Origin of the sequence: Neobacillus niacini, from assembly GCF_023715785.1 — a bacterium.
GTDB lineage: Bacteria > Bacillota > Bacilli > Bacillales > Cytobacillaceae > Neobacillus > Neobacillus niacini_E.
In genome coordinates, this window is the sequence record NZ_JAMBOX010000009.1 from 31,339 (window position 1) to 58,193 (window position 26,855).

Here is a 26,855-nt window from a genome sequence, read left to right on the forward strand (position 1 = left end):
TGGAATGTCGGGTTTTTTAATGCAATCTAGTAATTTTAATCATAGAAAAGCTAGACTCGCATAGAATGTACAAACCATTGCAAAAACAGGAGGAGCCGCCAAATGAAAAAACGTTTGTACCAGTCCACTGCCGCAAGTTTCCGTGAGCATTCCTCAATTTTCTTATTCATTATCGTGCTATTTTTTATGGGCGTCATTTTTGGGGCGATTGTCGTCAACAGCATGAGCTTTACCCAAAAGGAAGATTTATTCTACTATTTGTCACAGTTTTTTGGACAAATTTCAGAAGAAAAAGTAGCGGAAAACAAAGATTTATTTCTGCAAAGCTTTTTTCATAACAGCAAATTCATAGGATTAATCTGGATACTTGGAATCTCGATTATCGGCCTTCCAGTGATTCTCATTCTCTTATTTTTAAAGGGGATGGTTGTCGGGTTTACAGTCGGCTTTCTTGTCAGTCAAATGAAATGGAAGGGGTTTACACTGGCAATTGCCTCGATTTTGCCGCAAAACTTGATTATCATTCCCGTTTTCATCATTATGGCCGCATTATCGGTTATTTTTTCAATTAGAATGATCAAACGGCAGTTTATGAAAACATATTCCCAGCCAATCATTCCGCTGTTCAAGGGGTATATTTTTGCCCTGATCGCAGCAGTCATCTTTATTTCAGCGGCATCCGGAATTGAAGCGTATCTATCACCGGTGTTAATGAAATCAATAGTTGGATCAGCTGGATTATAATAATTTTTATATGATATTAACTTTAAACTGTTATTTATAATAATTTTATTTTGAATCTCTCAAGTCATCTGTTATAATGAGAATTAACAGTGGCGAGGGAGGGACTTCAGGATGGAAACCAGAATTGAGAGAATAAAGAAACAATTGCATTCAGCCAGCTATAAATTGACACCACAGCGTGAAGCGACCGTCAGAGTTTTGCTGGAAAATGAAGAGGATCATTTAAGTGCCGAAGATGTATACCTCCTTGTAAAAGAAAAATCGCCTGAAATTGGGTTGGCTACTGTATACCGGACCTTGGAATTATTAACGGAATTAAAAATTGTCGATAAAATAAATTTTGGTGACGGTGTATCCCGCTATGACCTTAGACAGGAAGGGGCGGCGCATTTTCACCATCATCTTGTTTGCATTGAATGCGGTGCCGTTGATGAAATTCAGGAAGATTTGCTAGAAGATGTGGAAGCAATTGTCGAACAGAAATGGAATTTTAAAATAAAAGATCACCGCCTTACCTTTCATGGCATTTGCCACCGTTGTCAGGACAAAGGTAAAGCGGAAGAATAATAATAATGACAGAACGGTCCTTTTTCGCCAAAAGGGCTTTTCTTTTTTAAGGAACTAATCCCTTGATTTACTTGGATCAGGTATAAAACTTGTCCTTTTTGGCATACCTTTTATTAATAGATAGGTAGCAGGGGGATTCAAGATGTTCTCTTTTTTAAAATTAATTTGGCAAACATTGAAGGTTTTTATTATTTTCACCGGATGCACGATTCTTTTTTATTATGGTATCATGTGGGTATCAGAGGAGTATCAAAACTATCATCGCTATGATGAACCGCAAGGAACAGCTGTTAAAGTTTCAAATGGTCTGGATGGAAAGGATTCTTCCTTGTTGGATCGGCTAATATTTTTTTATTTAAATGGGGAGTAAACAATGGAAGAGCAAATAAATGGATTTATCCACTACTTACAGATAGAACGTGAAATGGCCAAAAATACCCTTCTTTCCTATGAGCGGGATTTAAAAGGTTATCTCCACTATTTGAAAACAATAGAATCAAAGCGAACGTGGAATGATGTCCAGCGTGTGCATCTTGTTCAATTTTTAAATACTCTACGGGATAACGGGAAATCTCCGAAAACGATCGCAAGACATATTGCCTCACTGCGGGCGTTTCATCAATATTTATTGAGAACCAAATTCGCAGAAAATGATCCATCTGTCCATTTGGAAGCCCCGAAAATGGAACGGTCCTTACCCAAGGTATTAAGTCTGACAGAAGTCGAGCGACTGCTGGACGCTCCAAAATTAGTCGACCATTACGGGATTAGGGACAAGGCAATGCTTGAGCTGCTTTACGCAACGGGAATTCGCGTCAGCGAGCTGGTGGGCATTAATGTTGGCGATATCCATTTGGATATGGGTTTTGTCCGCTGTACTGGCAAAGCCAATAAAGAACGGATTATTCCGATTAGCCATACCGCATCGAATGCGCTCAGGCATTATATAACGGAAAGCAGGCCGTTGTTTGAAGCGAAAACTGATCAGGACCAGGCCCTGTTCCTGAATCACCAAGGGAAACGGCTGACGCGGCAGGGATTCTGGAAAATTTTAAAGAAACTGGCACGGGAAGCGGGGATCGCCCAAGACATGACGCCGCATACATTGCGCCACTCGTTTGCGGTGCATCTGCTGGAAAATGGCGCCGACCTAAGGGCGGTTCAGGAAATGCTCGGTCATGCAGATATTTCGACGACACAGATCTATGCCAATGTAACCAAAATTCGCTTAAAGGATGTTTACAACAAATTTCATCCCCGTCCTTGATAGATTAATAGAATACCAGAATTTTTCACATAATTGTCAAAGGCTGCCCTTAAAAGGACAGCTTTTTTCTTGTAATTTTTTTGCCATGTAGTAAAATATAGATGTCAGACTTCTGACGTTCAGCATGTTGCCGTAAAGTTTATTCCAATTCCAAAAGGGGAAACATATAGGTGTGATATTTTCTTATTAATGAAAACGGTAACAATTCAAGAAGGAGGAATCATAGAATGGTTTCGAATATATATAAACGGATTTTTATTATTGTCATGGACTCGGTTGGTATAGGCGAGGCTCCTGATGCAGAACGGTTTGGCGATAAAGGCGCGGATACACTCGGCCATATTGCCGACCATATGAATGGCTTGCATATGCCGAACATGGGGAAATTAGGCTTAAGCAATATCCGCGAACTGAAAGGAATTGAAAAGGCCGAAAGACCGCTCGCTTATTATACGAAAATGATGGAAGCATCAAATGGTAAAGATACCATGACTGGGCACTGGGAAATCATGGGACTTAATATTCAAACGCCGTTTCGTGTTTTTCCTGAAGGCTTTCCGGATGAACTGCTTTCACAATTGGAACAGCGCACAGGCCGAAAAATTATCGGCAATAAACCGGCAAGCGGAACAGCAATTCTCGATGAACTTGGCGAAGAACATATGAAGACCGGTGCATTGATTGTTTATACATCGGCGGATTCAGTGCTGCAAATCGCTGCCCATGAAGAAATCGTCCCGCTTGATGAGTTATATTCCATCTGCAAAATTGCCCGCGAATTGACGCTTGACGAGAAATACATGGTTGGCCGCGTCATTGCCCGTCCATTTGTCGGCGAACCGGGTAACTTCAAACGCACGCCAAACCGGCATGATTATGCATTGAAGCCATTTGACAGAACGGTCATGAGCGAATTGAAGGATGCCGGTTATGATGTAATTGCCATCGGAAAAATTTCTGATATTTACGATGGTGAAGGTGTAACCAAGTCGTTAAGAACTGTTTCAAATATGGATGGCATGGATAAATTGGTCGAGACATTTGACATCGACTTTAACGGGATCAGTTTCTTGAACCTGGTTGACTTTGATGCCATGTACGGACATCGCCGTGACCCAGAAGGCTACGGAAAAGCACTTGAAGAGTATGATGCCAGACTCCCGGAAGTGTTCGCAAAAATGAGAGATGACGACCTGTTGATGATCACGGCAGACCACGGGAATGACCCGGTGGCACCGGGAACCGACCATACGCGTGAATATGTACCATTACTTGTTTACTCGAAGCGAATGACTGAAGGCAAGGAACTGCCGCTAAGGGAAACGTTTGCCGATTTAGGGGCAACGGTTGCCGAAAACTTTAAGGTGAAAATGCCGAATTACGGAAAAAGCTTTTTAAATGAAATTGAATAGAGGGGAGTAAAAACATGAATCTTGAACAAATCCAAAAAGGCGCGCAGTTCTTAAAAGGAAAGTATCATAATACGCCGAAAATTGGCCTCATACTAGGCTCCGGCCTTGGAGTATTGGCCGATGAAATCGAAAACCCGGTGAAAATCCCTTACAACGAGATTCCCGATTTTCCGGTTTCGACCGTGGAAGGGCATGCCGGCCAACTGGTATTTGGCTTGCTGAATGGTGTGGAGGTTGTCGCAATGCAGGGCCGCTTCCATTTTTACGAAGGCTACTTAATGGAAAAAGTGACGTTCCCGGTTCGTGTCATGAAGGAATTGGGAGTAGAGATTTTAATCGTCACCAATGCTGCCGGCGGCGTCAATGAAAGCTTTGAGCCCGGCGATTTGATGATCATTACGGACCATATCAATAATATGGGCACCAATCCGCTAATTGGCCCTAATGATTCCAAACTGGGCGTTCGCTTTCCGGATATGTCGGAAGCGTATACGAAAGAATTGCGGTCAATGGCCAAAGATATTGCCGCCCGCTTAAACATGAATGTTAAGGAAGGGGTTTATTTCGGCAATCCCGGCCCAGTTTATGAAACACCAGCGGAGATCCGGATGATTCGAGTTCTAGGCGGTGATGCTGTCGGAATGTCGACCGTACCCGAGGTGATCGTTGCCCGCCACAGCGGAATGAAGGTGCTCGGGATCTCCTGCATTTCCAACATGGCAGCCGGAATCCTTGACCAGCCATTAACCCATGATGAGGTTATCGAAACAACCGAAAAAGTAAAATCAAACTTTCTTCTTTATGTGAAAGAAATAGTAAAAAGCTTGGCGTAACAGAAATTTGGGATGATAAAGTGGTGAATGTAAATGAGAATGGTCGATTTAATTGAAAAAAAGCGCGACGGACATGAACTAACAACCGAAGAGATTAATTACATTATTAAGGGATATACAGTAGGTTCGATTCCGGATTACCAAGTAAGTGCCTTTACGATGGCGGTTGTGTTTCGCGGCATGACCGAAAAAGAACGGGCCGATATTACAATGGCAATGGTGGAATCCGGTGACCAAATTGACTTAACGCAAATAGAAGGCATTAAGGTTGACAAGCATTCAACCGGGGGCGTCGGAGACACAACCACGCTCGTCCTGGGGCCACTCGTTGCCGCTGTCGGGGTTCCAATTGCGAAAATGTCAGGCCGAGGGCTTGGCCATACCGGAGGTACAATTGATAAATTGGAAGCTGTTGCAGGATTCCATGTTGAGATTGACAATGAAGAATTTATTGAATTAGTTAATAAAAATAAAATCGCCGTTATTGGTCAGAGTGGAAACCTAACCCCAGCAGATAAAAAGCTGTATGCACTTAGGGATGTTACCGGGACAGTTGAAAGCATTCCGCTCATCGCCAGTTCGATTATGAGTAAAAAAATTGCCGCCGGAGCAGATGCGATTGTCCTCGATGTTAAAACAGGGGCCGGCGCATTTATGAAAACACTTGAGCATTCACAGGAATTGGCCCATGCCATGGTTCGGATTGGCAACAATGTCGGCCGCCGGACCATGGCTGTCATCTCCGATATGAGTCAGCCGCTCGGGTTTGCGATTGGAAATGCGCTTGAGGTAAAGGAAGCAATCGACACATTAAAAGGGGAAGGTCCTGAAGATTTAACCGAGCTTTGCTTAACGCTAGGCAGTCATATGGTATTCTTGGCGCAGAAGGCGGGCTCGCTTCAGGAAGCACGCGCAATGTTGGAACAGGCCATTAAAGATGGTTCGGCTCTTGAAAAGCTGAAGGTATTTTTAAGCTCTCAAGGCGGTGATGCTTCGGTTGTGGACGATCCATCCAAATTGCCGCAGGCAAAATATACATTTGAACTGGAAGCAAAAGAAGACGGCTATGTAGCTGAAATCATTGCTGATGAAGTTGGAACGGCAGCCATGCTGCTTGGCGCCGGCAGAGCAACAAAAGAGTCAGTGATTGATTTGGCTGTCGGTCTTGTGCTAAGAAAGAAAATTGGTGACCAGGTAAAAAAAGGAGAATCATTGGTTACCATTTACAGCAACTTTGAAGACGTCAGTGAAGTAAAAGAAAAACTGTATGAAAATATTAAAATCTCCACTGCAAAAGTGGATGCACCAATCCTCATTCACGGGGAAGTTACCGAGTAAGTGCAGGTCATAATAGGTGTCAGGCACCATGTGAATATTTCACATGGTGCCTGACACCATTTTTTATTTTATTTAACAGGTAATATTTGTATAAAGTTATTGAATTTGGAAAAAATGGTGACTATTAAGAATGGAGGGTTATGCGAGTGAAGAGAATAGCTTATTTGATAGTGACATTATTATTATTTACAAGTTTTGGCTCCCCAACTGCCTTGGCAGCCGAGGAAAAAAAGAAAGAAGAAAATAAAACCACCGAAATCGTTACCGATGTCCGGTCGGCTATTTTAATTGAAAGAGATACAGGTAAAGTGCTTTATGAAAAGAACAGCAAGGAAGAATTGCCGCCTGCAAGCATGACGAAGGTAATGACGATGCTGTTGATTATGGAAGCGATTGATGAAGGGAAATTGACTTGGAATACAAAAATCCGTACAAGTGAGCACGCTGCTTCTATGGGAGGTTCGCAAATTTTTCTTGAGCCGGGAGAAGAAATGACCGCCAAGGAAATGATGCAGGGAATCGCCATTGGTTCAGGCAATGACGCTTCTGTGGCCATGGCAGAACATATCGCTGGTTCAGAAGAAGCCTTTATCGACATGATGAATGCGAAAGTAAAGGAACTTGGCTTAAAAAATACTGTCTTTAAAAACACAACCGGTCTCCCAGAAAGCGGTCACTATAGCTCTGCCCATGACATGGCGATTATGGCAAAAGAGCTCTTGAAATATGAAGACATTACAAAGTTTACAGGGATGTATGAATCTTACCTCCGTGAAAATACAGATAAAAAATTCTGGCTGGTGAACACAAATAAATTAGTTCGTTTTTATCCAGGTGTTGACGGCTTGAAAACGGGATTCACGGCAGAGGCAAAATACTGCCTGACCGCAACAGCCCAAAAAGATGGCATGCGCGTAATCGCGGTTGTTTTTGGCGCGTCAACTTCAAAGGATCGCAATGCCCAGGTGACCAAAATGCTTAATTATGCTTTTGCCCAATATCAGACCCATCCGGTACTAAAACGAAACCAAGCGATTGGCGAGGCAAAGATAAGCAAGGGTGAGGACAAGAGGGTGGCGGCCCTTACTAGCGAGCCGTTATCCCTGTTGACCAAAAAAGGAGAAAAAATGGCTGATGTGGAACAAAAGGTTATTCTTGAGAAAAAACTGAAGGCTCCGATTAAAAAAGGGGACAAGGTTGGAACCATTAAATTGGTTAAGGACGGTAAAGTGCTCTTAGAAAGCCCGCTGGTGGCCGGCAAGGATGTTAAGGAAGCAGGCTGGTGGACTCTTTATAAACGTTCATTCGGTATGTTTACAAAAGCGGGAAAATAACATTAATTAACATTGTCGAATACTAGAGCAGTTTCACTACTTTTAGCGAAAAACAACTAGTTTTGTTTGCAGAGAAGGAGATTAACGGACCAGAGGCGAATTGACTCACTATACCCAGAAAAGCGGAAGCGCCTAGGCGCTGAAGCTAGACAAGATTAAGGAGGACGGAAATAGTGAGTCTTAACATTGAATTTGAAATCAAACATGACGTATTATGCATTCGTTTAAGCGGTGAATTGGATCATCACACAGCGGATGAACTCCGTGAAAAAGCGACCGCGTTAATAGAAGAAAATGAAATTCGCCATATTGTCTTGAATCTGGAACAACTCTCCTTTATGGACAGCTCCGGTTTGGGAGTTATTTTAGGAAGATACAAGCAAATCAAACAAGTGCACGGCGAAATGGTCGTATGCGCAATTTCCCCGGCAGTGCAAAGATTATTCGATATGTCTGGTCTATTTAAAATTATTAAAATGGAACCGACTGAAGAATTCGCATTGCAAAGATTGGGGGTTGCCTAATATGAAGAACGAGATGAGTCTGCAGTTTCGTGCATTGAGTCAAAATGAATCGTTTGCCCGTGTAACTGTTGCTGCTTTTATCGCCCAGTTAGACCCCACCATGGATGAACTGACAGAGATTAAAACGGTCGTGTCGGAGGCCGTAACAAACGCCATCATTCACGGCTATGAGAACGATCCAAATGGGTATGTTTATATTTCGGTGACAATTGAAGACAATGTCATTGATTTATCAATCAGGGATAAAGGAATAGGAATTATTGATGTGGAGGAAGCTCGTCAGCCATTATTTACAACAAAGCCGGAACTTGAAAGATCCGGAATGGGTTTCACTATCATGGAAAACTTTATGGATGAGGTAGAGGTTCTCACACAACCTGGCAGCGGAACCGAGGTCAGACTACGAAAGCATTTAAAATCCAGCAAAATGCTTTGCAATTAAGGAGACTTGCCAATGGATGTGGAGGTCAAGAACGACAATAAACAGACGTTTCTAAAGGATCATGAAGTCAAAGAGCTTATCCAAAAAAGCCAAGCAGGGGACCAGGAAGCACGAGATTTAATCGTCGAGAAAAATATGCGGCTTGTATGGTCAGTTGTGCAAAGGTTTCTAAACAGAGGGTACGACCCGGATGACCTGTTTCAAATTGGTTGTATCGGACTGTTAAAATCGGTTGATAAATTTGACCTTTCCTATGATGTGAAATTTTCCACCTATGCTGTTCCAATGATAATTGGGGAAATCCAGCGTTTTATCCGCGATGATGGCACTGTAAAGGTCAGCCGGTCATTAAAGGAAATGGGCAATAAAATCCGTAAAGCCAAGGATGAGTTATCCAAGACGCTTGGCCGAATTCCGACTGTTAATGAAATTTCCGAGTTTCTTGAACTGTCGCCTGAGGATGTCATCCTTGCCCAAGAAGCGAGCAGGTCACCGTCATCGATACATGAAACGGTATATGAAAATGATGGCGACCCCATCACCCTATTGGACCAAATTGATGACGGCAATGATGGGAAATGGTTCGATAAAATTGCCTTAAAAGAGGCCATTCGCGAGTTGGATGAGCGGGAGAGGCTGATTGTCTATTTGCGGTATTACAAGGATCAAACACAATCTGAAGTGGCCGTCAGACTTGGTATCTCACAGGTTCAAGTCTCAAGGCTTGAAAAAAAGATATTGCAGCAAATGAAGGATCGAATGGACCTCTAGTCCATTTTGTCCTTTTTTTATGGAGTTTTTCATAAAAAACAATTTATTACCCATACTAACTACACATGAAATCTTTGTGTTGGAAGTGAATGTTTTGGAAACGACGATCTACATTCGGATGCGGAATCGTGTCCAATCCCCTCCAAACGGAATCATATTACTAAAGGATGCAGCACAAATCATTGCTCCCGAAACAATTCTTCCAGATTTAAAATTATTGCAGATTCATCAATTAAGTGAAGAAGACGGAAATATTGTGGTCATTGATATTATGAACGTCATTGGCAGGATCACGAAACAGTTTGGAGATCTCGAGGTGCAAACCATCGGCCCTGCGCAAACGATTATTGAAGTTGTCGCCAAGAAAAAGGGAGTTTCCATTCCTTTTTTTCTTTTAATATGGTTTTTATTATTTTTCGGTTCGGCTATGACACTAATGAATTTCCATGATGATGTCAGCATGAAGAGTGTCCAGGAAAAAATATATACCATCATCACAGGGAAGCATGATGCCAAGCCGTTATTGTTTCAAATCCCCTATTCCATTGGACTTGGGCTGGGGATGATCCTGTTTTTTAATCATGTATTTAAAAAGCGGATAAACGATGAACCGAGCCCGCTTGAGGTCGAGATGTTTAACTATCAAATGGATTTGGATAACTATGTTATTTTACATGAAAATAAAGAAAGTATGAAACGAGTCCATGACGATTAAAATTTTAGCCGTTATTTTTGTAGGTTTGGCAAGTGGGTTGGCAGTTGGGGCAGGATTTGTTGCATTTCTGACCGTGCTTGGCGTGATTCCCAGGTTAACACAGCTGTCAAAAACGATGAAAATGATCCATCACTACGAATGGGGTGTCGTCTTTGGGGCGTTGACCGGAGTTTGTGCAAGTCTGAGAGATCCGGAACTCGGGATTTCGGCATTTGTTTTAGTCCCGCTTGGGCTGACTGGCGGTGTATTTGTGGGGATGCTGGCAGCTGGTCTTACCGAGGCCTTGAATGTCTTTCCGATTTTGGCGAAACGAATTAATTTGGATGGAAAAATTGTCATCTTAATCATGGCCATGGTGTTTGGGAAAATATTCGGTTCGATTTTTCAATGGATATTTTTCGTTCATCATTGATCTTTGCTTGAAAGGAACATGACCCTATGAGCAATCGCAGGAATGTCATTTTAGTTACAGACGGTGATGAATATACAAAAAGGGCATTAGAGCAAGTCGCCAAAAAAATTGGCGGCCGGTGTATTTCACGATCCAAGGGCAATCCGTCCAGATTGACCGGACCGGAACTTGTCAGTTTAATTAAAGCGGCGCCATATGATCCTGTCTTGGTTATGTTTGATGACAGCGGCATTATTGGGGAAGGGGCAGGTGAAAAAGCCCTGAAATATGTAGCCTCACATGAGGAAATAAATGTTCTCGGCATTGTGGCGGTGGCCGCCAAAACAAGGAATGCTGAGTGGACGAGGGTCGATGTCAGCATTGACCGCGAGGGAGAGATTACGCCATATGGTGTCGATAAGAATGGTATAGCTGAACTGGAACTTGGCAGAATAAATGGAGATACTGTGTACTGTCTTGATGAGTTAAATGTTCCGATTATTGTCGGCATCGGGGATGTCGGAAAGATGGCAAGACGAGATTCCAGCGAGCTAGGTTCTCCGATAACGGAAAAAGCCGTAGAACTTATCCTTGAAAGGAGTGGTTATCTTGACTGAGAAACTGGCGCAGCAATGGCCGATTCCGGAATCTGTGAATGAAATCGAGAATTATATGAAGCATCGGGTAGGACTAGGGATCAGCTTTGATTTCGGGGTTCGGAAACTATCCATATTAAAAAGGGGTGTCCACATTTATTATGTAAATGGCTTGTGCGACACCATGTATATTATCCAGCTGATGAAAGAGTTAGTTGGTATTAACAATAAAGAAAAAGTGTCGACTGATTTATTTACAATCATTGAGAATAAACTGGTGAATCAATCGGTAGAGAGGGTTAAAACACTTGATAAAGTGGTGGATCAGGTCCTTTCCGGGTTGATTGGGATTGTGATTGAAGGAGAAAGTACCGCGTTTGTCATTGATGTACGAAGCTATCCCGGCCGTTCCCCTCAGGAACCCGATACGGAAAAAGTGGTTAGGGGTTCACGGGATGGATTTGTTGAAAATATCATCATGAACACAGCGTTAACTAGACGAAGGATCCGTGATGAACGGCTCCGGTTTGAAATGTTAAAAGTGGGGAAAAGGTCGAAGTCCGATGTAGCCCTCGGCTATTTGCAGGACGTCGCCGATCCCGATTTGCTGAATATTATTCGCAAAGAATTGAAGGCAATCAATATCGACGGGATTCCAATGGCGGATAAGACACTTGAAGAATTTATCGTAAAGCAGGGATGGAATCCATATCCGATTGTCAGATATACGGAACGGGCAGATGTGGCCGCAGCCCATATATTGGAAGGACATGTTGTCATTTATTGTGATACCTCGCCAAGTGTCATTATCTCACCAACGACTTATTTTCATCATGTTCAGCATGCCGAGGAATTCCGCGAGGCGCCTGCGATGGGTACTTTTGTCCGCTGGACTCGGTTTTTGGGCGTGTTAGCGTCCATCTTTTTATTGCCGTTTTGGTTGTTAATGGTTCTGGATCCGTCACTGTTGCCCGAAAAGCTTGAGTTTATTGGACCCAATGAGGAAACAAATATTCCATTAATCATCCAGCTGTTTTTGGCGGACTTTGGAATTGAATTTTTGCGGATTGCCGCCATACATACTCCGACCCCGCTGTCGACGGCAATGGGATTAGTTGCAGCAGTATTGATTGGACAAATTGCCATTGACGTAGGTCTCTTTGTTCCTGAGGTCATTCTCTATGTGGCAGTGACAGGAATCGGAACGTTTACCACGCCAAGCTATGAGCTTAGCATCGCCAATAAGATAGCGAGAATGATGTTAATGCTGTTGGTGGCATTTTTCCATACCCCTGGGTTTGTTATTGGCACAACTTTTTTGCTAATCTACCTTGTCCAAATGCGGGCTCTTAATACACCATATTTGTGGCCGTTCCTTCCGTTTGAGCCTAAAGGGTTTTTACAGATTATTTTCCGCCGGGCAGTTCCGGGATCCATTCTCAGACCAAGCATTGTACATCCTAGAAATCGCTACCGACAGCCCCCTAATCAACAATAAAAAATTGCAGAATTAGGACAGGTGTGCTAAAGTATTTTTAATTAAATAAAGAATTCCGAAAATCAAAATAGGCAGTGTCTAAAGCGGATTCTGTCTATTTGTTTATTATTTTTTAAGATTGTCTACATACACTGTAGGGAGTCGTTACGGAGAGAGGGAAAGGAATGTATTTCTACGGGACAACAGGTGTAAATAAAGACGGGCATTTGGAAATTGGCGGCGTTGACGCAGTCAGCCTGGCGAAGGAATTTGGAACACCCTTGTATGTTTACGACGTCGCATTGATCAGAGAGCGGGCCAGAGGATTTAGACAGGCATTTGAAGAAGAGCATATCTCTGCTCAGGTAGCTTATGCCAGCAAAGCATTTTCTACCGTAGCCATGGTCCAGCTTGCAGAAGAGGAAGGACTGTCGCTTGATGTTGTATCGGGCGGTGAATTATACACGGCCATACAAGCAGGTTTTCCGCCAGAGAAAATCCATTTCCACGGAAACAATAAAAGCAGAGAAGAATTAGAAATGGCACTCCAACACGAAATTGGCTGTATCGTAATCGATAATTTTTATGAAATCGAATTATTAAAGGCCATTTGCCATGAAAAAAAAGTAAAGGCGAATATCCTGCTGCGCGTTACACCGGGAATTGAAGCCCATACTCACGACTATATCATGACAGGACAAGAGGATTCAAAATTTGGCTTTGACCTGCAAAATGGCCAGGCGGAAAAAGCGCTGACTTCAGTTCTGGGATATGAATATTTTTACGTACTTGGGCTTCATTGCCATATTGGTTCGCAAATTTTTGAAACAACCGGATTTTTGCTGGCCGCCCAAAAGATAGTTGAAAGAATGGCACAGTGGAAGCAGAAGTTCGGTTTTGAGGCAACCGTGCTGAATTTGGGTGGCGGTTTTGGCATTCGCTATACAAAAGAGGATGAGCCAATCTCTCCGGCGCAATATGTTCGTGAAATCATTAAAGAGGTTAAGAATTTGGCTGAGCAACATGAACTGAAAATGCCTGAGATTTGGATTGAACCAGGCCGCTCGCTTGTCGGTGATGCCGGGATTACTTTATATAAAGCCGGATCTTCCAAGGAGGTCCCGGGGGTGCGCAAATATTTGGCGGTAGATGGCGGGATGAGCGACAATATCCGGCCGGCTTTATACCAGGCCAAGTATGAAGCGGTTCTGGCCAACAGGCCGCTAGCCCAAACGAGAGAAACCGTGTCAATCGCCGGGAAATGCTGTGAATCTGGCGATATGTTGATTTGGGATTTACCTTTGCCGGAGACGGTGGAGGAAGATATTCTTGCTGTGTTCTGTACAGGTGCCTATGGTTATTCGATGGCGAACAACTACAATCGTTTGCCGCGTCCCGCTGTTGTATTCGTGGAAAACAGCACGGCTGTGCTCGTCGTTAAACGGGAAACTTATGAAGACCTGGTAAGGCTTGATTTGCCATTAAAATAAACAAGCTGCCGCAAATTTGCGGCAGCTTTTATTATTTTAGGAGAACATCGCCTTTACCGTATCAATGAGCCAAATGAAAAATTGCTTAACCTTTTCTAGAAACCCCTGGCCTTCCTCTGATGTCAGGAATTTGGAGATGCGGTCCTTCGCTTTATTTAGTTGATCGCTGACTTGGTTCCAGTCAATATTTAAGTCCTTCAATTTATTAAATAAATCAATCAGCCTTTGAATTTCCGCTTCGGACAGCTTAACATTCAGTTCTTTTGCTGCCTGCTCGATAATCGCCCGCAGTTCTTGATCGTTTTTTGGTTTATTTTTGGCTATTTCTTCCTTCACCTTGGCAATTAGTGCGGCAGCGTTTTCTGCCCCAATCGAATCGCCAAGTTTCGCTGTTTCTACCATCTCCTGGTTGGCCGCTTGTTTGACCTCTTCAGGAATCGTCTTATCAGCTGATATTTCGTATGCTTTAATAATCCCTGTCAAGGCTGCTGTGCCGGAAACGGCAATCGGGGCGGTCACATAAATATCTGCATCCTTCACCCCTGCAGTGATGAGGGCATTTACATACATTTCATCGGTCACCCAATTAATGTTTTTCGTTTTGACGGTGATTCCGGCACCTTTAGCTGCAGCGGTAATCGCGGATGAGGAAATGGCTTTCGTCCCTATTAGGGATTTCGCCACATATTTTCCTAAATATTGATGTTCTTCTTTATTTGAAACGGTAACGATCTGAACATCTTTTGGTGCCCCCATTTCGGATAAAAGAGTATTTTTCTGGGCCTCGGTTAAACTTTCTCCCAAGGTCACAATCATATCGCCTTCAGCCATATCCGCAAAACTGCGGGCCGGCCCCGCGAATAAAATCATTGCCATTAACAGAATCAAAAGCTTTTTCATGTTTGCCTCCTTAATGTGATAATCAAAAATTATTGCTCTTATATATCATAACCGATTCCCATAATATTAACGAAAAAAACAATTTAGAAGTTTCATAGGCAATATAATGTCAGATGAAGCGGAAATAAAACGAACATGGATTATTTTTGTGTTTTGGTGTAGAATGTAGGATATGCAACCACTTTTATGGAGGATGTACATGGGGAAGAGCAATTGGATATTATTCGGATCGCTTGTTGGTATTGCCGTTATTTGGGGAATTGTTTATTGGATGTTTATTGCACCCGGACAATAAAATTTTGTCGTTGCCCATTAAACATTTATTCGGTATGATGGTTTAGTGAACAAGATTATTCCACAAACATATAATAATTACATATAAATTCGAAAAAAATATACGATATGTTATACCGATTTGAAGGTTATTTAGCTAAGTTTCGCACGCATAAATTCAACTACGCCTCTGTCTTCGTCCTAACGGACTTGCCACTCGGCGAGTTTACATTTATATAATGAGGGATCAGTATGTTAATTCGTTATAAGAAAACATTCGAAAAGATTGCCATGGGCTTAATGTCGTTTATGCCGACGGAAAAGGATTTAAAGAAACTGCAGCAAACGATGAAGGACTATGAAACTGACCAAAGCTGGCAGCTGTTCCTTTGGAAAGAAGAAGACATTATTGGTTTAGTTGGCGTCAAATACCATCAAGACACGAATGACCTTGAAGTGCAGCATATTTCTGTCAATCCCTCACACCGTTTTCAAGGGATAGGGAAACAAATGGTAAAAGCACTAAAGGAAATGTATCCGGACAAGAACATTGTCCCTAATGAACATACAACGGCGTTCATCGAAAAATGCGATGTATGCTAATGCAGTAAGGCAGCGCATAATGACTAATTTATACGCTGTCTTTTTTTGCCGCTAAAGCTTTAATCCTTTCCTCTATCACATCAGACCGATCTCGCAGCTTATGGCGATGCACAATGCCATTTTCAGAAAGATCACTTTCCTGCCCCCATGTGAAACCTTGTTCTACGCATCTCTCAGAGCATTGTTTCAGTAATAGCGGGTCACTAATTGGCAAATTATGGCTTCTGTATGGTGAATTTGCGCTTATTTCCTGCAAACGCCCACTTACCAGCATGAAAAGCTGGTTTACATGCAACCCAATCCTTGTTAAAGATTCAGCCTGATGCTTAAAAATTTTTTCCGCTTTTTCCAGCGTTCGTTTTGCACCTGAAAAGTTGCCTCGCCGATGATGATAAGCAGAAACGGCCAATAAAATAAGTCCGACCCATACCGACTCCTTGTTTCCGGGATCGGTCTCTTTCCAATACTCTTCGAGAATTTCATGACATTCAAAATAATCCCTGTCGCCATGGAAATGGACTAGATATTGGACATATTCTTTTGGGTACAACGCCTTCACCCCTGATCTAAATTGTTAGCTACAGTGTATCATATTTATTATACTTCTTTAAAAAAAACCTTTAATAATGCAAAAGGCCCGCCATAATGGCAGGCCTTTATCCAATTACAGGTTCATCATTTTGTTGTGGCATATATTGAACCAGACTTCTTTATTGGGTTACCAAATCCAAGCAGCACCAACGATAACTAACAAAATGAACAATACGACAATTAATGCAAATCCGCCTCCAAAACCGAAACCTGCACCATCAGCCATAAATATTACCTCCTAAAATTTATTGTCTTTACTCTGCCATCATATGTAAGGATTTTGTCCAATGTTATAGGCATTCGTCCCAATAACGGGGGAAATGGCTGATTTCATATATTTTTCTATTGGACAAGCAAAATGAATCCTCTATACTAATAATAGTCAACTTAAATAGGAATTTTGGTGAGTGTGAATGCCTTATGAGGTTAAGATAGATGCTTTTGAGGGACCGCTTGATTTGCTCCTCCATCTGATCAACAGGCTGGAAATCGATATTTATGATATTCCTGTCGCCCAAATTACGGAACAATACTTTGTATATATCCATACAATGAACGATTTAAAACTCGATGTTGCCAGTGAATATTTGGTCATGGCAGCAACTTTGCTGGCAATCAAGAGTAAAATGCTTCTTCCCAAGCATGAAGAAGTTGATGTCGAGACAGATCCGGAAATCGCTTATGAGGAGGACCCTCGGGATGAGCTTGTCGAGCGATTAATTGAATACCGTAAGTACAAGGAAGCGGCCCATGATTTAAAAACAATGGAGGAAGAACGTGGGCTCATGTTTACGAAGCCTCCTAGCGACTTATCCGATTTTGCAAAAGAAGTAAAGCCAATTAAGACCGATTTAAATGTTTCCCTTTACGATATGCTTGCGGCCTTTCAAAAATTATTGCGCCGTAAAAAACTGCAGCGGCCGTTGGCAACAAAAATTACCCGGCAGGAAATCTCAATTGAAACAAGAATGACGGAAATATTAGTTGAATTGAAACAGTTGAAGGGCCGGACAAATTTTAACAATTTATTTCCCAGCCGGACAAAAGGCCATATTGTGGTCACCTTTTTGGCGATACTGGAATTAATGAAAAGAAAAGAAGTTGAGGTCCACCAACAGGGAAACTTTAGTGACATCTTTATTGAGGCTGTAAAGGAAGGAACTGATCACTTTGGAAATCATTAATTGGACGAGCATACTTGAAAGCCTGTTATTTGCTGCCGGAGATGAAGGTCTCTCCCTAAAGCAAATCGCTGAGGTATTGGAAGTGACCGAACTTCATGCAATTGAAATCATCGATTCATTAACAGAAGAATACAGGAACAATAAAAACCGTGGGATTATGGTGGTGCAGCTCGCAGGAAATTATCAGCTTGCCACTAAAAAAGAAAATGCAGATTACTTAAAAAAACTGGTCGATTCCCCGCATACATCGACGTTATCCCAAGCTGCACTGGAAACCTTGGCAATTATAGCTTATAAACAGCCAATCACTCGTGCTGAAATTGAGGAGATTCGCGGTGTAAAAACGGAAAGGCCGTTAAATACGCTGATGGCCAAAGCATTAATTAAAGATGTGGGACGGGCCGAAGGGACAGGGAGGGCCTATTTATACGGCACTACAAAGGAATTCCTTGATTATTTTGGCCTCAAAAGCCTGGAAGAACTTCCGGCGCTTCCGGAAAAGCCAGAGGAAGAGTACATACAGGAAGAAGCGGATTTATTTTTTGAAAAATTCCAGGAAACTTTGAACTCATAATCCATCAACTAAATCCAGCAAATTATGGTACTATTAAGCTGTAAGTTAGGCTAAAAACTTCTATGAAATGAGAGCATGTCAATAAGGAGCGTGATTAAATTGCTAATTAAAGAATGCAAAGGGTATGAGTTGGAAAAGGAAAAATCCAACACATCAGAGGATTTTTTTAACAGAAGTGAGATTACATTTGTCGAAGATGGCACAGAGAAAACATTGCATGTATTATATGTGAGATATTTTGATCAAATTTTCCCTGAATTTACTCCATTTCAAGAGGACCCAATTTTCGTCCAGGATGGCAAGGAGATTTTCTTTAGGGATATTGTGGCCCTTGTTTGTCTCTTGAAAAATCCAGGACTGCGGGCCCGCAAACGTCTATATATTAATTCCAAGCAGGAGTTTGCAACCTATTTCCAGGATATTAATTTTTCAAAGCTGCCGGAGATATTTTCAAGCCTTAAGCAAAAGAACGGCTACGAGCTCAGGTCACCGCTTGAGTACATTATGCAGCCGCAATAATGTTACAGATCCGGAGGGAGTCAAATGGGGAATTCGTTAGTTGAGACTCAGGTTCATGATGTCAAAAGCTTTTTAGCTAAAACCACTTCAACCATTGAAGAGTTTTTAAATGAAACCACTTTATCAGAGTTAAGTCCTGAAGGTGAAGAAGAACGCAACTATCACAAATTGATCCTTTCCAACTTGCGGAAACTGCTTGTCTGTAGTGAAGAAGGTTATGAAGCTTGCAAAATTATCTTGCAAAGTGAGACTTTCCTAAAGGGTGCTGCAGAAAAAACATTATATAAAATTTTTCATCAATGTATCGAAGAATTTTTCTCGCCGAAAAATGATGCCTGGTTTGAAAATAGCCGCTCCGCTTATACTGGGAGAAATGCAATTAAGTTCTATCAAAAAGTTTCCGAACAAATTGTTCAATTACTTAAAGGTTTGGAAGGAGATTTTCAACGCATTAGAGAAGAATTGGAATACTATGAAACAGACTATCGGACCAAAATGGCACAATCAAAATAAGCAAATGGCAGAGGCTGTCTCCCTTGGAGGCGGCCTTTTCTGTGTTCTAAATTTCTCATTTTTTCATACCTTTTATAAGGATTTCTGGAAAGGGGGATACGATGGACCGGTTTCACGGGTATGTCAATGAATTATTTAAATGGAATGAAGAGATGAGGAGATTTCTCCACTCCGAAAATGTCAGAGAAAACTCGGAGTTATGGGAACAGCTGGATGAATTTACCGATATGATTGAAACAACGAGCCGTGAATTATCGAATGAAGAAATGCTTGGCCTTCAAGTGAAAGCAGAATCCATCCATAGGAAGCTGGAGCATTATTTTCATCAAAAACGGGAAAATGAAATCGGGTCCATCTGGGTGCTGGAGAAACCAATTCCGACGGGAGGCCATACGCTTCCAGAGCTGCCCTATCCGTATCATGCTTTGGAGCCCTATATTTCAGAGGAAATCATGAGGCTGCATCACGATAAACATCATCGCGGTTATGTGGATGGTTTAAACAAGGCGGAGTTGAATTTAAAGAAAGCAAGGGAGTCATCTGATTTTGCACTAATCAAGCATTGGTCGCGGGAACTTGCCTTTCATGGCTCCGGCCACTATCTCCATTCGATTTTTTGGAAAAACATGAATCCACAAGGCGGCGGAGAACCGTACGGATTATTGAAAGCTGAAATTGATCGCTATTTTGGCAGCTTTGCCGCTTTTAAAAACCAATTTACCGAGGCGGCCAAACAAGTAGAGGGGGTCGGCTGGGCCTTGTTGGTCTGGGCGCCGCAGGCTAGACATTTAGAAATCCTGCAATCGGAACGCCATATGCTGTTAACCCAATGGGATACCTTCCCGCTTCTGGTGCTTGATGTTTGGGAGCATGCCTATTATCTGCAATATAAAAATAATCGGGGTGACTATGTCAGGAATTGGTGGAATCTCGTAAACTGGCATGATGTTACCATGAGACTTGAAAGGGCTGCCGATAAGAATTGGCCTGGCCGATGATCGTTGGGTAAGCCGTTCGCACCCATTTTCTTTTTTGTCATATCAGACCTTGTCCCGCATAAACTTTTAGTAACTAAAGAGAGGGACGAGGTTTATCTATGAAAAAAATATGGAAGCTGATTATTTTTTCCCTGATAGTTTCGTTAATCATGGCGAATATTCCGCAAAGGGCGGCAGCGGCGCCTGGGGTAAGTGCAGTGAGTGCCGTACTGATAGAGCAAAAATCCGGGCGAATTCTTTTTGAAAAAGATGCCCATAAGAGGATGAGAATTGCCAGTATTACCAAAATCATGACTGCGATTCTTGCGATTGAATCTGGAAAATTGAATCAGTATGTAACAGTGAGCGAACAGGCGACCCGGGCAGAAGGGTCATCGGTATATTTAAAGCCTGGAGAAAAAATAAAGCTGGAAGATCTTGTCTATGGGCTGATGCTGCGCTCCGGAAATGACACAGCAGTCGCAATTGCCGAATATGTCGGCGGCAGTCTGGATGGCTTTGTCTATTTGATGAATCAAAAGGCAAGGGAAATCGGCATGGTCAACACGCATTTTGCCAATCCGCACGGGCTTGACGATCATGAGGCTCATTTTTCTACCGCCTATGATATGGCCGTTTTGACCCGTTATGCCATGCAAAACAAAACCTATCAAAAAATCGCAGGTACGAAGGTGCATCGTGCTCCAAATCCAACGGAAAATTGGGACAGGGTGTGGAAAAATAAAAATCGTCTGCTCACAAAATATAAGTACACTACCGGCGGGAAAACAGGCTACACTAAACGGGCAAAGCGAACCCTTGTCACGACTGCTTCAAAAGGGGATATGAATTTGATTGCAGTCACTTTGAATGCCCCGGATGATTGGAATGATCACATTTCACTGTATGAATCAGGTTTTAATCAGTTTGATATGGTCGAGGTATTGACCAAAGGGAAAATTGACCTGCCAAAACCAAAACAATATCAAAACCATCTATATTTAAAAAAATCGATCGTTTACCCTGCGACAAGTAAGGAAATCGATTTATTTTCTGTCAAATATAAATTGACCAAGCCCGATAAGAACTTGAGAACATCGGAAGCGGTCGAAAAAGTGGCCGGAAAAGCGATTGTTTATTTGGATGGACGAGCTGTCAAGGAAACACCTATCTATTATCAATACGGTCCGAAGAAAAAGAAGGGTTTGTTGGATCGTCTGAAAGAAATCTTTTCCTCGGTCATTGGTGTGAACGCCAATGGTTAATTATATCTGGGTGGCTATGACCGTAATCGGAATCGTGTTTGCATTATTTAATGGAACGATGGAAGCTGTAAACAAAGCCGTTTTTAATGGTGCCAAAGAAGCAGTCACATTGTGTATCGGGCTGATCAGTGTTCTTGTTTTCTGGCTGGGGATGATGCGCATCGCTGAAGAATCGGGGCTTCTTGAAAAGCTCTCGAAATTATTCCGGCCGCTTGTCAAACGGCTTTTTCCTGATGTGCCGGCCAACCACCCTGCAATGGGCTATATGCTGTCGAACATGATTTCAAACATGTTTGGGTTGGGTAACGCAGCCACGCCGATGGGAATTAAAGCTATGGAGGAACTGAAAAAATTAAATGGCGGAAAAAACTCGGCATCGCGGTCGATGGTTACCTTTTTGGCAATCAATACCGCCAGTATCACGATAATACCGACTACTGTGATAGCGATAAGAATGACGTACAATTCCGCATCCCCCACGGAGATCGTTGTTCCGACCATTATCGCAACAATTCTTTCGGCAATTGGGGCCATTCTTATCGATCGCTATTTTTATTACCGCAGAAGCCGAAAAGGGTGAGGATATATGGCGTTGATTTCGGTAATTTCACTAACCTTTATTCCTATATTAATTGGTTTTATTCTCCTATATGGGACTTTTAAGAAAGTGCCAACCTATGAAAGCTTTGTCGAGGGGGGGAAAGAGGGGATTAAAATAGCCGTTTCCATCATCCCCTTCCTTGTCGGGATGCTCGTGGCGATTTCAATCTTTCGGGCCTCTGGGGCATTGGAAGCGCTCATGAATTGGATTCGCCCATTTATGAACATGATTGGCGTACCATCCGAAATCGTACCATTATTACTGATTCGTCCGATTTCTGGTACGGCTGCGCTCGGAATGACAAGTGATTTAATCGCTGTATACGGACCCGATTCGTTCATTGGCCGACTGGCTTCTGTTTTGCAGGGAAGTACAGACACCACCTTTTATGTGTTAACCGTTTATTTCGGAGCAGTTGGGATAAAAAAGATGGGGGATGCCCTAAAGGTCGGACTATTGGCAGATGTCGTCGGAATTATCGTCGCCATCGTAGTGGTGTCAATTATTTTTGGAACAAAATAGTATGGACGTAAGCAGGCTCGGAATAGGGCCTGTTTTTTGTATGTCTTAAACTTTGAAAAGTGACGGATTTGTGTCATAATGCAGTTGGGAAAGTAGAATCATTTTCTTGTTTGCAAAAATAAAATTTGTTGCCGAATAACCCTATATTAGGATATTTCTATGAGGTGAAAGAATGGAAAGATTGCAAAAAATTATAGCCCGGGCCGGGATTGCTTCGAGACGGAAAGCCGAAGAACTGATTAAACAAGGCCAGGTGAAAGTAAATGGAAAGGTAATTACCGAGCTAGGTATTAAGGTGTCGCCTTCCGATAAAGTAGAGGTAAATGAAATACCGTTGGAAAAGGAGGTGCCAGTATACTTCCTTCTCTACAAACCAAGAGGGGTCATCTCTAGTGTAAGTGATGAGAAAGGCAGAAAGGTAGTGACCGATTATTTCTCGGGAATTAAGGAAAGAATCTTTCCGGTCGGCAGACTTGATTATGATACTTCCGGGCTGTTACTGCTTACGAACGACGGAGAGTTCGCGAACATCCTTATGCACCCGAGAAATGAAATTGAAAAGGTATATGTCGCAAAAATTAAAGGCATTCCATTAAGGGAAAATTTAAAAAAGCTTGAGAGAGGGATACGCCTTGAAGATGGCAAAACCGCTCCGGCTAAAGTGAAACTGCTGTCGACAGACAAGAAAAAACAGAGCTCTATCGTAGAAATTACGATACATGAGGGCAAAAATCGCCAGGTCAGAAGGATGTTTGAGGCCATTGGCCATGAAGTTCTGAAATTAAAGCGTGAAAGGTACGCATTTTTAACTTTAAATGGACTTAAAGCAGGGGAAGCAAGGGAACTGACCGTTCATGAAGTAAAACAATTAAGAGCCCATGCGCTTGAAGAAACTAAAAAAAATTCATAGAACTGTCACAATTTACATCTTGAGTTAACAATGTTGCCACAGTGTGAAATGATATAATTTAGATTAACTGTGTTAACAAAGCATTGGGGAGGGTTTTTCATGAAAAAACGGCGTTTGATCATGAGAACAATTATTTTGTTTGTTCTGGCAGCTGCCGTTGTTTATACACTTTATGCGAACTTCACGAAGGACCACAGGCAAAAGGTGGCAGAGGGGGATCCCGCACCCGATTTTGTTTTGGTCGATATGCAGGGAAACAAGCATCGGTTGTCCGATTATCGGGGCCAGGGGGTTTTCCTCAATTTTTGGGGAACATGGTGTCCGCCTTGTAAAAAGGAAATGCCCTATATCAATAATCAATATCATCAATTTAAAGACAAAGGGGTTAAGGTTTTATCGGTTGATATCCAGGAATCGGAACTCGCCGTCAACCAATTTGCCGAGAGGCTAAAACTCAATTTTCCCATTATGATTGATCAGGATAAGGAAGTTATGACAGCCTATGGTGTCGATCTGCTCCCGGCTACCTTCCTGATTGATAAAAATGGGAATGTTGTGAAGTATCATACCGGGGAGTTGACGGAGAACAAAATTCGGGAATTTATGGAGAAAATAAAACCTTAGGGGATACAGGGAGTTTTTTAAAATGAACGATGTAAAATGTGAATGCGGCCACGTCAATCCACATGGCACCGTTTTGTGCGAAGCGTGCGGAAAGGTGCTTGACGAGAGAGACCAAAGCGGCAAATTGCTGGATATGCGCTATGAGGGCAGTGCGCGTCGCTCACAAACCTACAACAAAACGGTTATTGATAAAATTTGGAACTTTTTTTCTTCTGTTAAGGTTGGCGTGTGGTTAATTGTCATTACCCTATTAGCCTCGATAATTGGGACCATTCTGCCGCAGGAAATGTATATCAATCTTCCCCCGGAAGTCTATTACGAGCAGGAGCATGGCTGGTTTGGCAAGCTGTACTACCAATTGGGTTTTCATGATTTGTACGGTTCATGGTGGTATTTGCTGCTGATTGCGATGATTGGTATTTCTTTGGTTATTTGCAGTCTTGATCGGGTTGTTCCGCTTTACAAGGCCTTAAAGGCGCAACGGGTAACAAGACATGAAGGGTTTTTAAAGCGTCAGCGTCTGTTTGGCATAAACGAGGCTTTTGACCAAGGTGATCAGGACCTGGTAAAACAGCATTTAATACAAAAGCGTTACCAGATTCGCGAGGAAAATGGCGATATTTTAGCGGAAAAAGGCCGATTTTCCCGCTGGGGTCCATATGTAAACCATGTCGGTTTAATTATATTCCTTTTTGGCGGGATGCTAAGGTTTATACCTGGTTATTATGTGGAAGAAAACTTATGGGTTCGGGAAGGGGAAACAGCATTGGTCCCGGAAACGGGGGAGAAATACTATATCCAAAACAACCAATTTATTCTCGAACACTATGATAAGGAAGAAAATAAAAAATTTGAAAAAGCACTTGAGCGAGCCGGCCAAGTCGTACAAAATTACCAATCCAATGTTGTGCTTTATGAGCGCGTTAGCGAGAATCTTCCAGGAGAGAAACCTGAACTGAAAAAACTGAAGGAATACAAGGTTCGTGTCAATCATCCGCTTACCTTCGATGGTTATTCTGTTTATCAGTCTTCCTTTAGAAGTGAAATGACGGCTATGTCATTCTCGTTGGCTAATAAAGAGAGCGGCCAAACGTTTGGCGATTTTACAATCGACCTAAAAGCTCCAAAATCAGAGTATGATTTGGGAAATGGCTATGTTGTCAAAATTTTGAATTTCTTTCCGGACTTTGAATTTGATAAAAACGGGGAGCCGAGCACCAAATCAAGAGTACCAAACAATCCGGCCTTTGTATTTACGATGATCACACCTGATAAGCCAAAGGGAGAAACAAGTTTCGTAGCCATTAGACAAACGATTGAACCATTTGGCGATAATGTCTACAAGGTGGCCTTCAAAGGAATTGAAACCCAAAATGTTTCCGGTTTTATTGTGCGAAAAGATTCTTCATTATGGGCGATTATTTTGGGCGGGATTATTTTTATGATTGGTGTCGTTCAGGGTGCCTATTGGAACCATCGGCGGATTTGGGTTCAGAACAAAAATGGCCAGATATGGATCGCTGCCCATACGAATAAGAATTGGTATGGCCTTAAGCGTGAACTGGAAACGATTCTTGCGAATACCAAGCTAACGATGCCTGAAGATCAGCTTCAAAAGGAAGATGATGGGGATAAGGAGGAAGCGTAAGTGGCAACACTAAGCAGTAATTTATTGTTTATATCTTTTATTCTATATTTAGTCGCAACCCTGTTCTTTGGCGGATCGATTAAAGCAAAAAAAGAATTTAACGAGAAACAAGGTACGAACAAATGGGGGAAAATCGCTGTGTTTTTAACCATTGTCGGTTTTGTTTCGCAGTTGGGGTATTTTGTCACAAGATGGATTGCAGCCGGACATGCCCCTGTAAGTAATATGTATGAATTCACAACCTTCTTTGGCATGGCTCTAGTAGGTGCATTTATTGTTATTTATTTTATTTATCGGACAACCCTGTTGGGATTATTTACGATACCTGTAGCGCTTATAGTCATAGCCTATGCCAGCATGTTCCCAAGGGAAATCACTCCTTTAATACCAGCATTGCAAAGCTATTGGCTTCAAATCCATGTTACAACCGCTGCGTTGGGAGAGGCTATCTTGGCAATTAGCTTTGCTGCTGGCCTGATTTATCTCGTGAAGGCGATTGATCAATCGAAAGCAAGCAAACGAACATTTTGGCTAGAAACCATCATGTTTTCCCTTGTTACGGTGCTGGGCTTTGTAGCCGTTTCGACCGTATTCTCTGCTGCGGGCTACCAAGAAAAATTCACGTGGATTGATAAACACGGAAATGAGGCTGCTGTTGAATACACAATGCCGGCAATTACTGGGCCTAATGACTGGGAATTGGTGACGGAAAATGGGTTTAAACCATTAATTCAAATGCCGGCTTATATCAATGCAAAAAAAATGAATACTGTCATTTGGTCATTCATAGGTGGTTTTATCCTATACGGTTTGATTCGATTAATCTTAAGGAAACGGATTGCCGCGTCACTCAAACCGCTGGTAAAAAACATTAAACTCGATTTTGTTGATGAAATAAGCTATCGCTCTGTTTTAATTGGGTTCCCGGTATTTACACTTGGCGCGTTAATTTTTGCGATGATTTGGGCACACGAAGCTTGGTCTCGTTTTTGGGGCTGGGACCCAAAAGAGGTTTGGGCGTTGATTACCTGGTTATTCTACGCGGCCTTCATGCATCTTCGTTTATCCAAAGGCTGGCATGGCGAAAAATCAGCCTGGCTCGCCGTTATCGGTTTTGTCATTATCATGTTTAACCTGGTAGCGGTTAACCTTGTTATTGCTGGCTTGCATTCCTATGCCGGTTCATAATAAAAAAATACAGCCTCCACTAAAATAGTGGAGGCTTTTTAAGAAAATCAAGAAATAATCTC

At 42.3% G+C, this 26,855-nt stretch carries 32 protein-coding genes; 29 read left to right on the forward strand and 3 right to left on the reverse strand.

What is annotated here, in order from left to right; genetic code table 11:
- Positions 1-102: 102 nt before the first annotated feature.
- The 16 genes from spoIIM (at position 103) to lysA (ending at position 13,901) form a co-directional block, all read left to right on the forward strand.
- Positions 103-744, forward strand: a complete 642-nt coding sequence (gene spoIIM / locus M3234_RS16360; protein WP_262305745.1) for a stage II sporulation protein M — start codon at positions 103-105, stop codon at positions 742-744.
- Between the two features lie 111 nt (positions 745-855).
- The gene (gene fur / locus M3234_RS16365) at positions 856-1,311 is read left to right on the forward strand and encodes a ferric iron uptake transcriptional regulator (RefSeq protein WP_066312634.1); all 456 of its coding nucleotides are present in this window, start codon (positions 856-858) and stop codon (positions 1,309-1,311) included.
- 142 nt (positions 1,312-1,453) lie between these two features.
- Positions 1,454-1,681 (forward strand): YqzK family protein, encoded by a 228-nt coding sequence (locus M3234_RS16370; RefSeq protein ID WP_262305746.1) that lies wholly within the window; start codon positions 1,454-1,456, stop codon positions 1,679-1,681.
- A 3-nt stretch (positions 1,682-1,684) separates the two neighbouring features.
- Positions 1,685-2,578: a site-specific tyrosine recombinase XerD gene (gene xerD, locus M3234_RS16375; RefSeq protein ID WP_262305747.1), complete on the forward strand. Its 894-nt coding sequence runs from the start codon at positions 1,685-1,687 to the stop codon at positions 2,576-2,578.
- Between the two features lie 227 nt (positions 2,579-2,805).
- Positions 2,806-3,990 carry a phosphopentomutase gene (gene deoB / locus M3234_RS16380; protein ID WP_262305748.1) on the forward strand — a complete coding sequence of 395 codons (1,185 nt, stop codon included), beginning with the start codon at positions 2,806-2,808 and terminating at the stop codon, positions 3,988-3,990.
- Positions 3,991-4,004: 14 nt separating this feature from the next.
- The gene (locus M3234_RS16385; protein WP_262305749.1) at positions 4,005-4,823 is read left to right on the forward strand and encodes a purine-nucleoside phosphorylase; all 819 of its coding nucleotides are present in this window, start codon (positions 4,005-4,007) and stop codon (positions 4,821-4,823) included.
- A 33-nt stretch (positions 4,824-4,856) separates the two neighbouring features.
- Entirely contained in the window at positions 4,857-6,161 is a 1,305-nt protein-coding gene (locus M3234_RS16390; protein ID WP_262305750.1) for a pyrimidine-nucleoside phosphorylase, read from the forward strand.
- Between the two features lie 140 nt (positions 6,162-6,301).
- Positions 6,302-7,495: a D-alanyl-D-alanine carboxypeptidase family protein gene (locus M3234_RS16395; protein ID WP_285858497.1), complete on the forward strand. Its 1,194-nt coding sequence runs from the start codon at positions 6,302-6,304 to the stop codon at positions 7,493-7,495.
- 173 nt (positions 7,496-7,668) lie between these two features.
- A complete protein-coding gene (spoIIAA, locus tag M3234_RS16400; RefSeq protein ID WP_066312666.1) occupies positions 7,669-8,019 on the forward strand; it encodes an anti-sigma F factor antagonist in 351 nt (116 codons plus the stop codon).
- Between the two features lies 1 nt (position 8,020).
- On the forward strand, positions 8,021-8,461 hold the full coding sequence (gene spoIIAB / locus M3234_RS16405; protein WP_066312668.1) for an anti-sigma F factor: 441 nt from the start codon (positions 8,021-8,023) through the stop codon (positions 8,459-8,461).
- Positions 8,462-8,473: 12 nt separating this feature from the next.
- Positions 8,474-9,232 (forward strand): RNA polymerase sporulation sigma factor SigF, encoded by a 759-nt coding sequence (gene sigF / locus M3234_RS16410; RefSeq protein WP_066312671.1) that lies wholly within the window; start codon positions 8,474-8,476, stop codon positions 9,230-9,232.
- Between the two features lie 94 nt (positions 9,233-9,326).
- The gene (locus tag M3234_RS16415; RefSeq protein ID WP_262305752.1) at positions 9,327-9,947 is read left to right on the forward strand and encodes a stage V sporulation protein AA; all 621 of its coding nucleotides are present in this window, start codon (positions 9,327-9,329) and stop codon (positions 9,945-9,947) included.
- Complete coding sequence (locus M3234_RS16420; protein WP_262305753.1) at positions 9,937-10,359, forward strand: stage V sporulation protein AB; 423 nt, start codon at positions 9,937-9,939, stop codon at positions 10,357-10,359. The genes M3234_RS16415 and M3234_RS16420 overlap by 11 nt, the downstream gene beginning before the upstream one ends.
- A gap of 26 nt (positions 10,360-10,385) precedes the next feature.
- Positions 10,386-10,955, forward strand: coding sequence for a stage V sporulation protein SpoVABEA (gene spoVAEA, locus M3234_RS16425; RefSeq protein WP_262305754.1), 570 nt, complete (start codon positions 10,386-10,388; stop codon positions 10,953-10,955).
- Positions 10,956-11,010: 55 nt separating this feature from the next.
- Positions 11,011-12,432 (forward strand): spore germination protein, encoded by a 1,422-nt coding sequence (locus tag M3234_RS16430; RefSeq protein ID WP_262305906.1) that lies wholly within the window; start codon positions 11,011-11,013, stop codon positions 12,430-12,432.
- Positions 12,433-12,596: 164 nt separating this feature from the next.
- Positions 12,597-13,901: a diaminopimelate decarboxylase gene (lysA, locus tag M3234_RS16435; RefSeq protein ID WP_262305755.1), complete on the forward strand. Its 1,305-nt coding sequence runs from the start codon at positions 12,597-12,599 to the stop codon at positions 13,899-13,901.
- Positions 13,902-13,937: 36 nt separating this feature from the next.
- Here lysA and M3234_RS16440 read toward each other — a convergent pair whose 3' ends face one another.
- Positions 13,938-14,801, reverse strand: a complete 864-nt coding sequence (locus M3234_RS16440; RefSeq protein ID WP_262305756.1) for a DUF1002 domain-containing protein — start codon at positions 14,799-14,801, stop codon at positions 13,938-13,940.
- Positions 14,802-15,326: 525 nt separating this feature from the next.
- Between M3234_RS16440 and M3234_RS16445 the strand changes: the two genes are divergently transcribed.
- A complete protein-coding gene (locus M3234_RS16445) occupies positions 15,327-15,677 on the forward strand; it encodes a GNAT family N-acetyltransferase (RefSeq protein WP_066312706.1) in 351 nt (116 codons plus the stop codon).
- A 28-nt stretch (positions 15,678-15,705) separates the two neighbouring features.
- Here the strand turns inward: M3234_RS16445 and M3234_RS16450 are convergent, their stop codons facing one another.
- Positions 15,706-16,227, reverse strand: a complete 522-nt coding sequence (locus M3234_RS16450; protein ID WP_262305757.1) for a DUF309 domain-containing protein — start codon at positions 16,225-16,227, stop codon at positions 15,706-15,708.
- A gap of 168 nt (positions 16,228-16,395) precedes the next feature.
- On the reverse strand, positions 16,396-16,494 hold the full coding sequence (locus M3234_RS16455; RefSeq protein WP_262305758.1) for a YjcZ family sporulation protein: 99 nt from the start codon (positions 16,492-16,494) through the stop codon (positions 16,396-16,398).
- A gap of 187 nt (positions 16,495-16,681) precedes the next feature.
- On the opposite strand from M3234_RS16455, the gene M3234_RS16460 reads away from it, so the two are divergent.
- From M3234_RS16460 to ccsB, 12 genes are all read left to right on the forward strand, one after another.
- Entirely contained in the window at positions 16,682-17,452 is a 771-nt protein-coding gene (locus M3234_RS16460; RefSeq protein WP_262305759.1) for a segregation/condensation protein A, read from the forward strand.
- Positions 17,439-18,026: an SMC-Scp complex subunit ScpB gene (gene scpB / locus M3234_RS16465; protein ID WP_262305760.1), complete on the forward strand. Its 588-nt coding sequence runs from the start codon at positions 17,439-17,441 to the stop codon at positions 18,024-18,026. The genes M3234_RS16460 and scpB overlap by 14 nt, the downstream gene beginning before the upstream one ends.
- Before the next feature lie 99 nt (positions 18,027-18,125).
- A complete protein-coding gene (locus M3234_RS16470; protein WP_262305761.1) occupies positions 18,126-18,545 on the forward strand; it encodes a hypothetical protein in 420 nt (139 codons plus the stop codon).
- 24 nt (positions 18,546-18,569) lie between these two features.
- On the forward strand, positions 18,570-19,058 hold the full coding sequence (locus M3234_RS16475) for a YpuI family protein (RefSeq protein ID WP_262305762.1): 489 nt from the start codon (positions 18,570-18,572) through the stop codon (positions 19,056-19,058).
- 101 nt (positions 19,059-19,159) lie between these two features.
- Positions 19,160-20,056, forward strand: coding sequence for a superoxide dismutase (locus tag M3234_RS16480; protein WP_262305763.1), 897 nt, complete (start codon positions 19,160-19,162; stop codon positions 20,054-20,056).
- Positions 20,057-20,154: 98 nt separating this feature from the next.
- The gene (locus M3234_RS16485; protein ID WP_262305764.1) at positions 20,155-21,300 is read left to right on the forward strand and encodes a D-alanyl-D-alanine carboxypeptidase family protein; all 1,146 of its coding nucleotides are present in this window, start codon (positions 20,155-20,157) and stop codon (positions 21,298-21,300) included.
- Entirely contained in the window at positions 21,293-21,880 is a 588-nt protein-coding gene (locus M3234_RS16490; protein ID WP_262305765.1) for a nucleoside recognition domain-containing protein, read from the forward strand. Before M3234_RS16485 ends, M3234_RS16490 begins: the two co-directional genes overlap by 8 nt.
- Positions 21,881-21,886: 6 nt before the next feature.
- Positions 21,887-22,423, forward strand: coding sequence for a spore maturation protein (locus tag M3234_RS16495; RefSeq protein ID WP_262305766.1), 537 nt, complete (start codon positions 21,887-21,889; stop codon positions 22,421-22,423).
- A gap of 172 nt (positions 22,424-22,595) precedes the next feature.
- Positions 22,596-23,333 carry a 23S rRNA pseudouridine(2605) synthase RluB gene (gene rluB, locus M3234_RS16500; RefSeq protein ID WP_262305767.1) on the forward strand — a complete coding sequence of 246 codons (738 nt, stop codon included), beginning with the start codon at positions 22,596-22,598 and terminating at the stop codon, positions 23,331-23,333.
- A gap of 99 nt (positions 23,334-23,432) precedes the next feature.
- On the forward strand, positions 23,433-23,957 hold the full coding sequence (resA, locus tag M3234_RS16505; protein WP_262305768.1) for a thiol-disulfide oxidoreductase ResA: 525 nt from the start codon (positions 23,433-23,435) through the stop codon (positions 23,955-23,957).
- 22 nt (positions 23,958-23,979) lie between these two features.
- Positions 23,980-25,605, forward strand: coding sequence for a cytochrome c biogenesis protein ResB (resB, locus tag M3234_RS16510; RefSeq protein WP_262305769.1), 1,626 nt, complete (start codon positions 23,980-23,982; stop codon positions 25,603-25,605).
- Positions 25,606-26,793, forward strand: a complete 1,188-nt coding sequence (gene ccsB, locus M3234_RS16515) for a c-type cytochrome biogenesis protein CcsB (protein ID WP_262305770.1) — start codon at positions 25,606-25,608, stop codon at positions 26,791-26,793.
- Positions 26,794-26,855 lie beyond the last annotated feature (62 nt).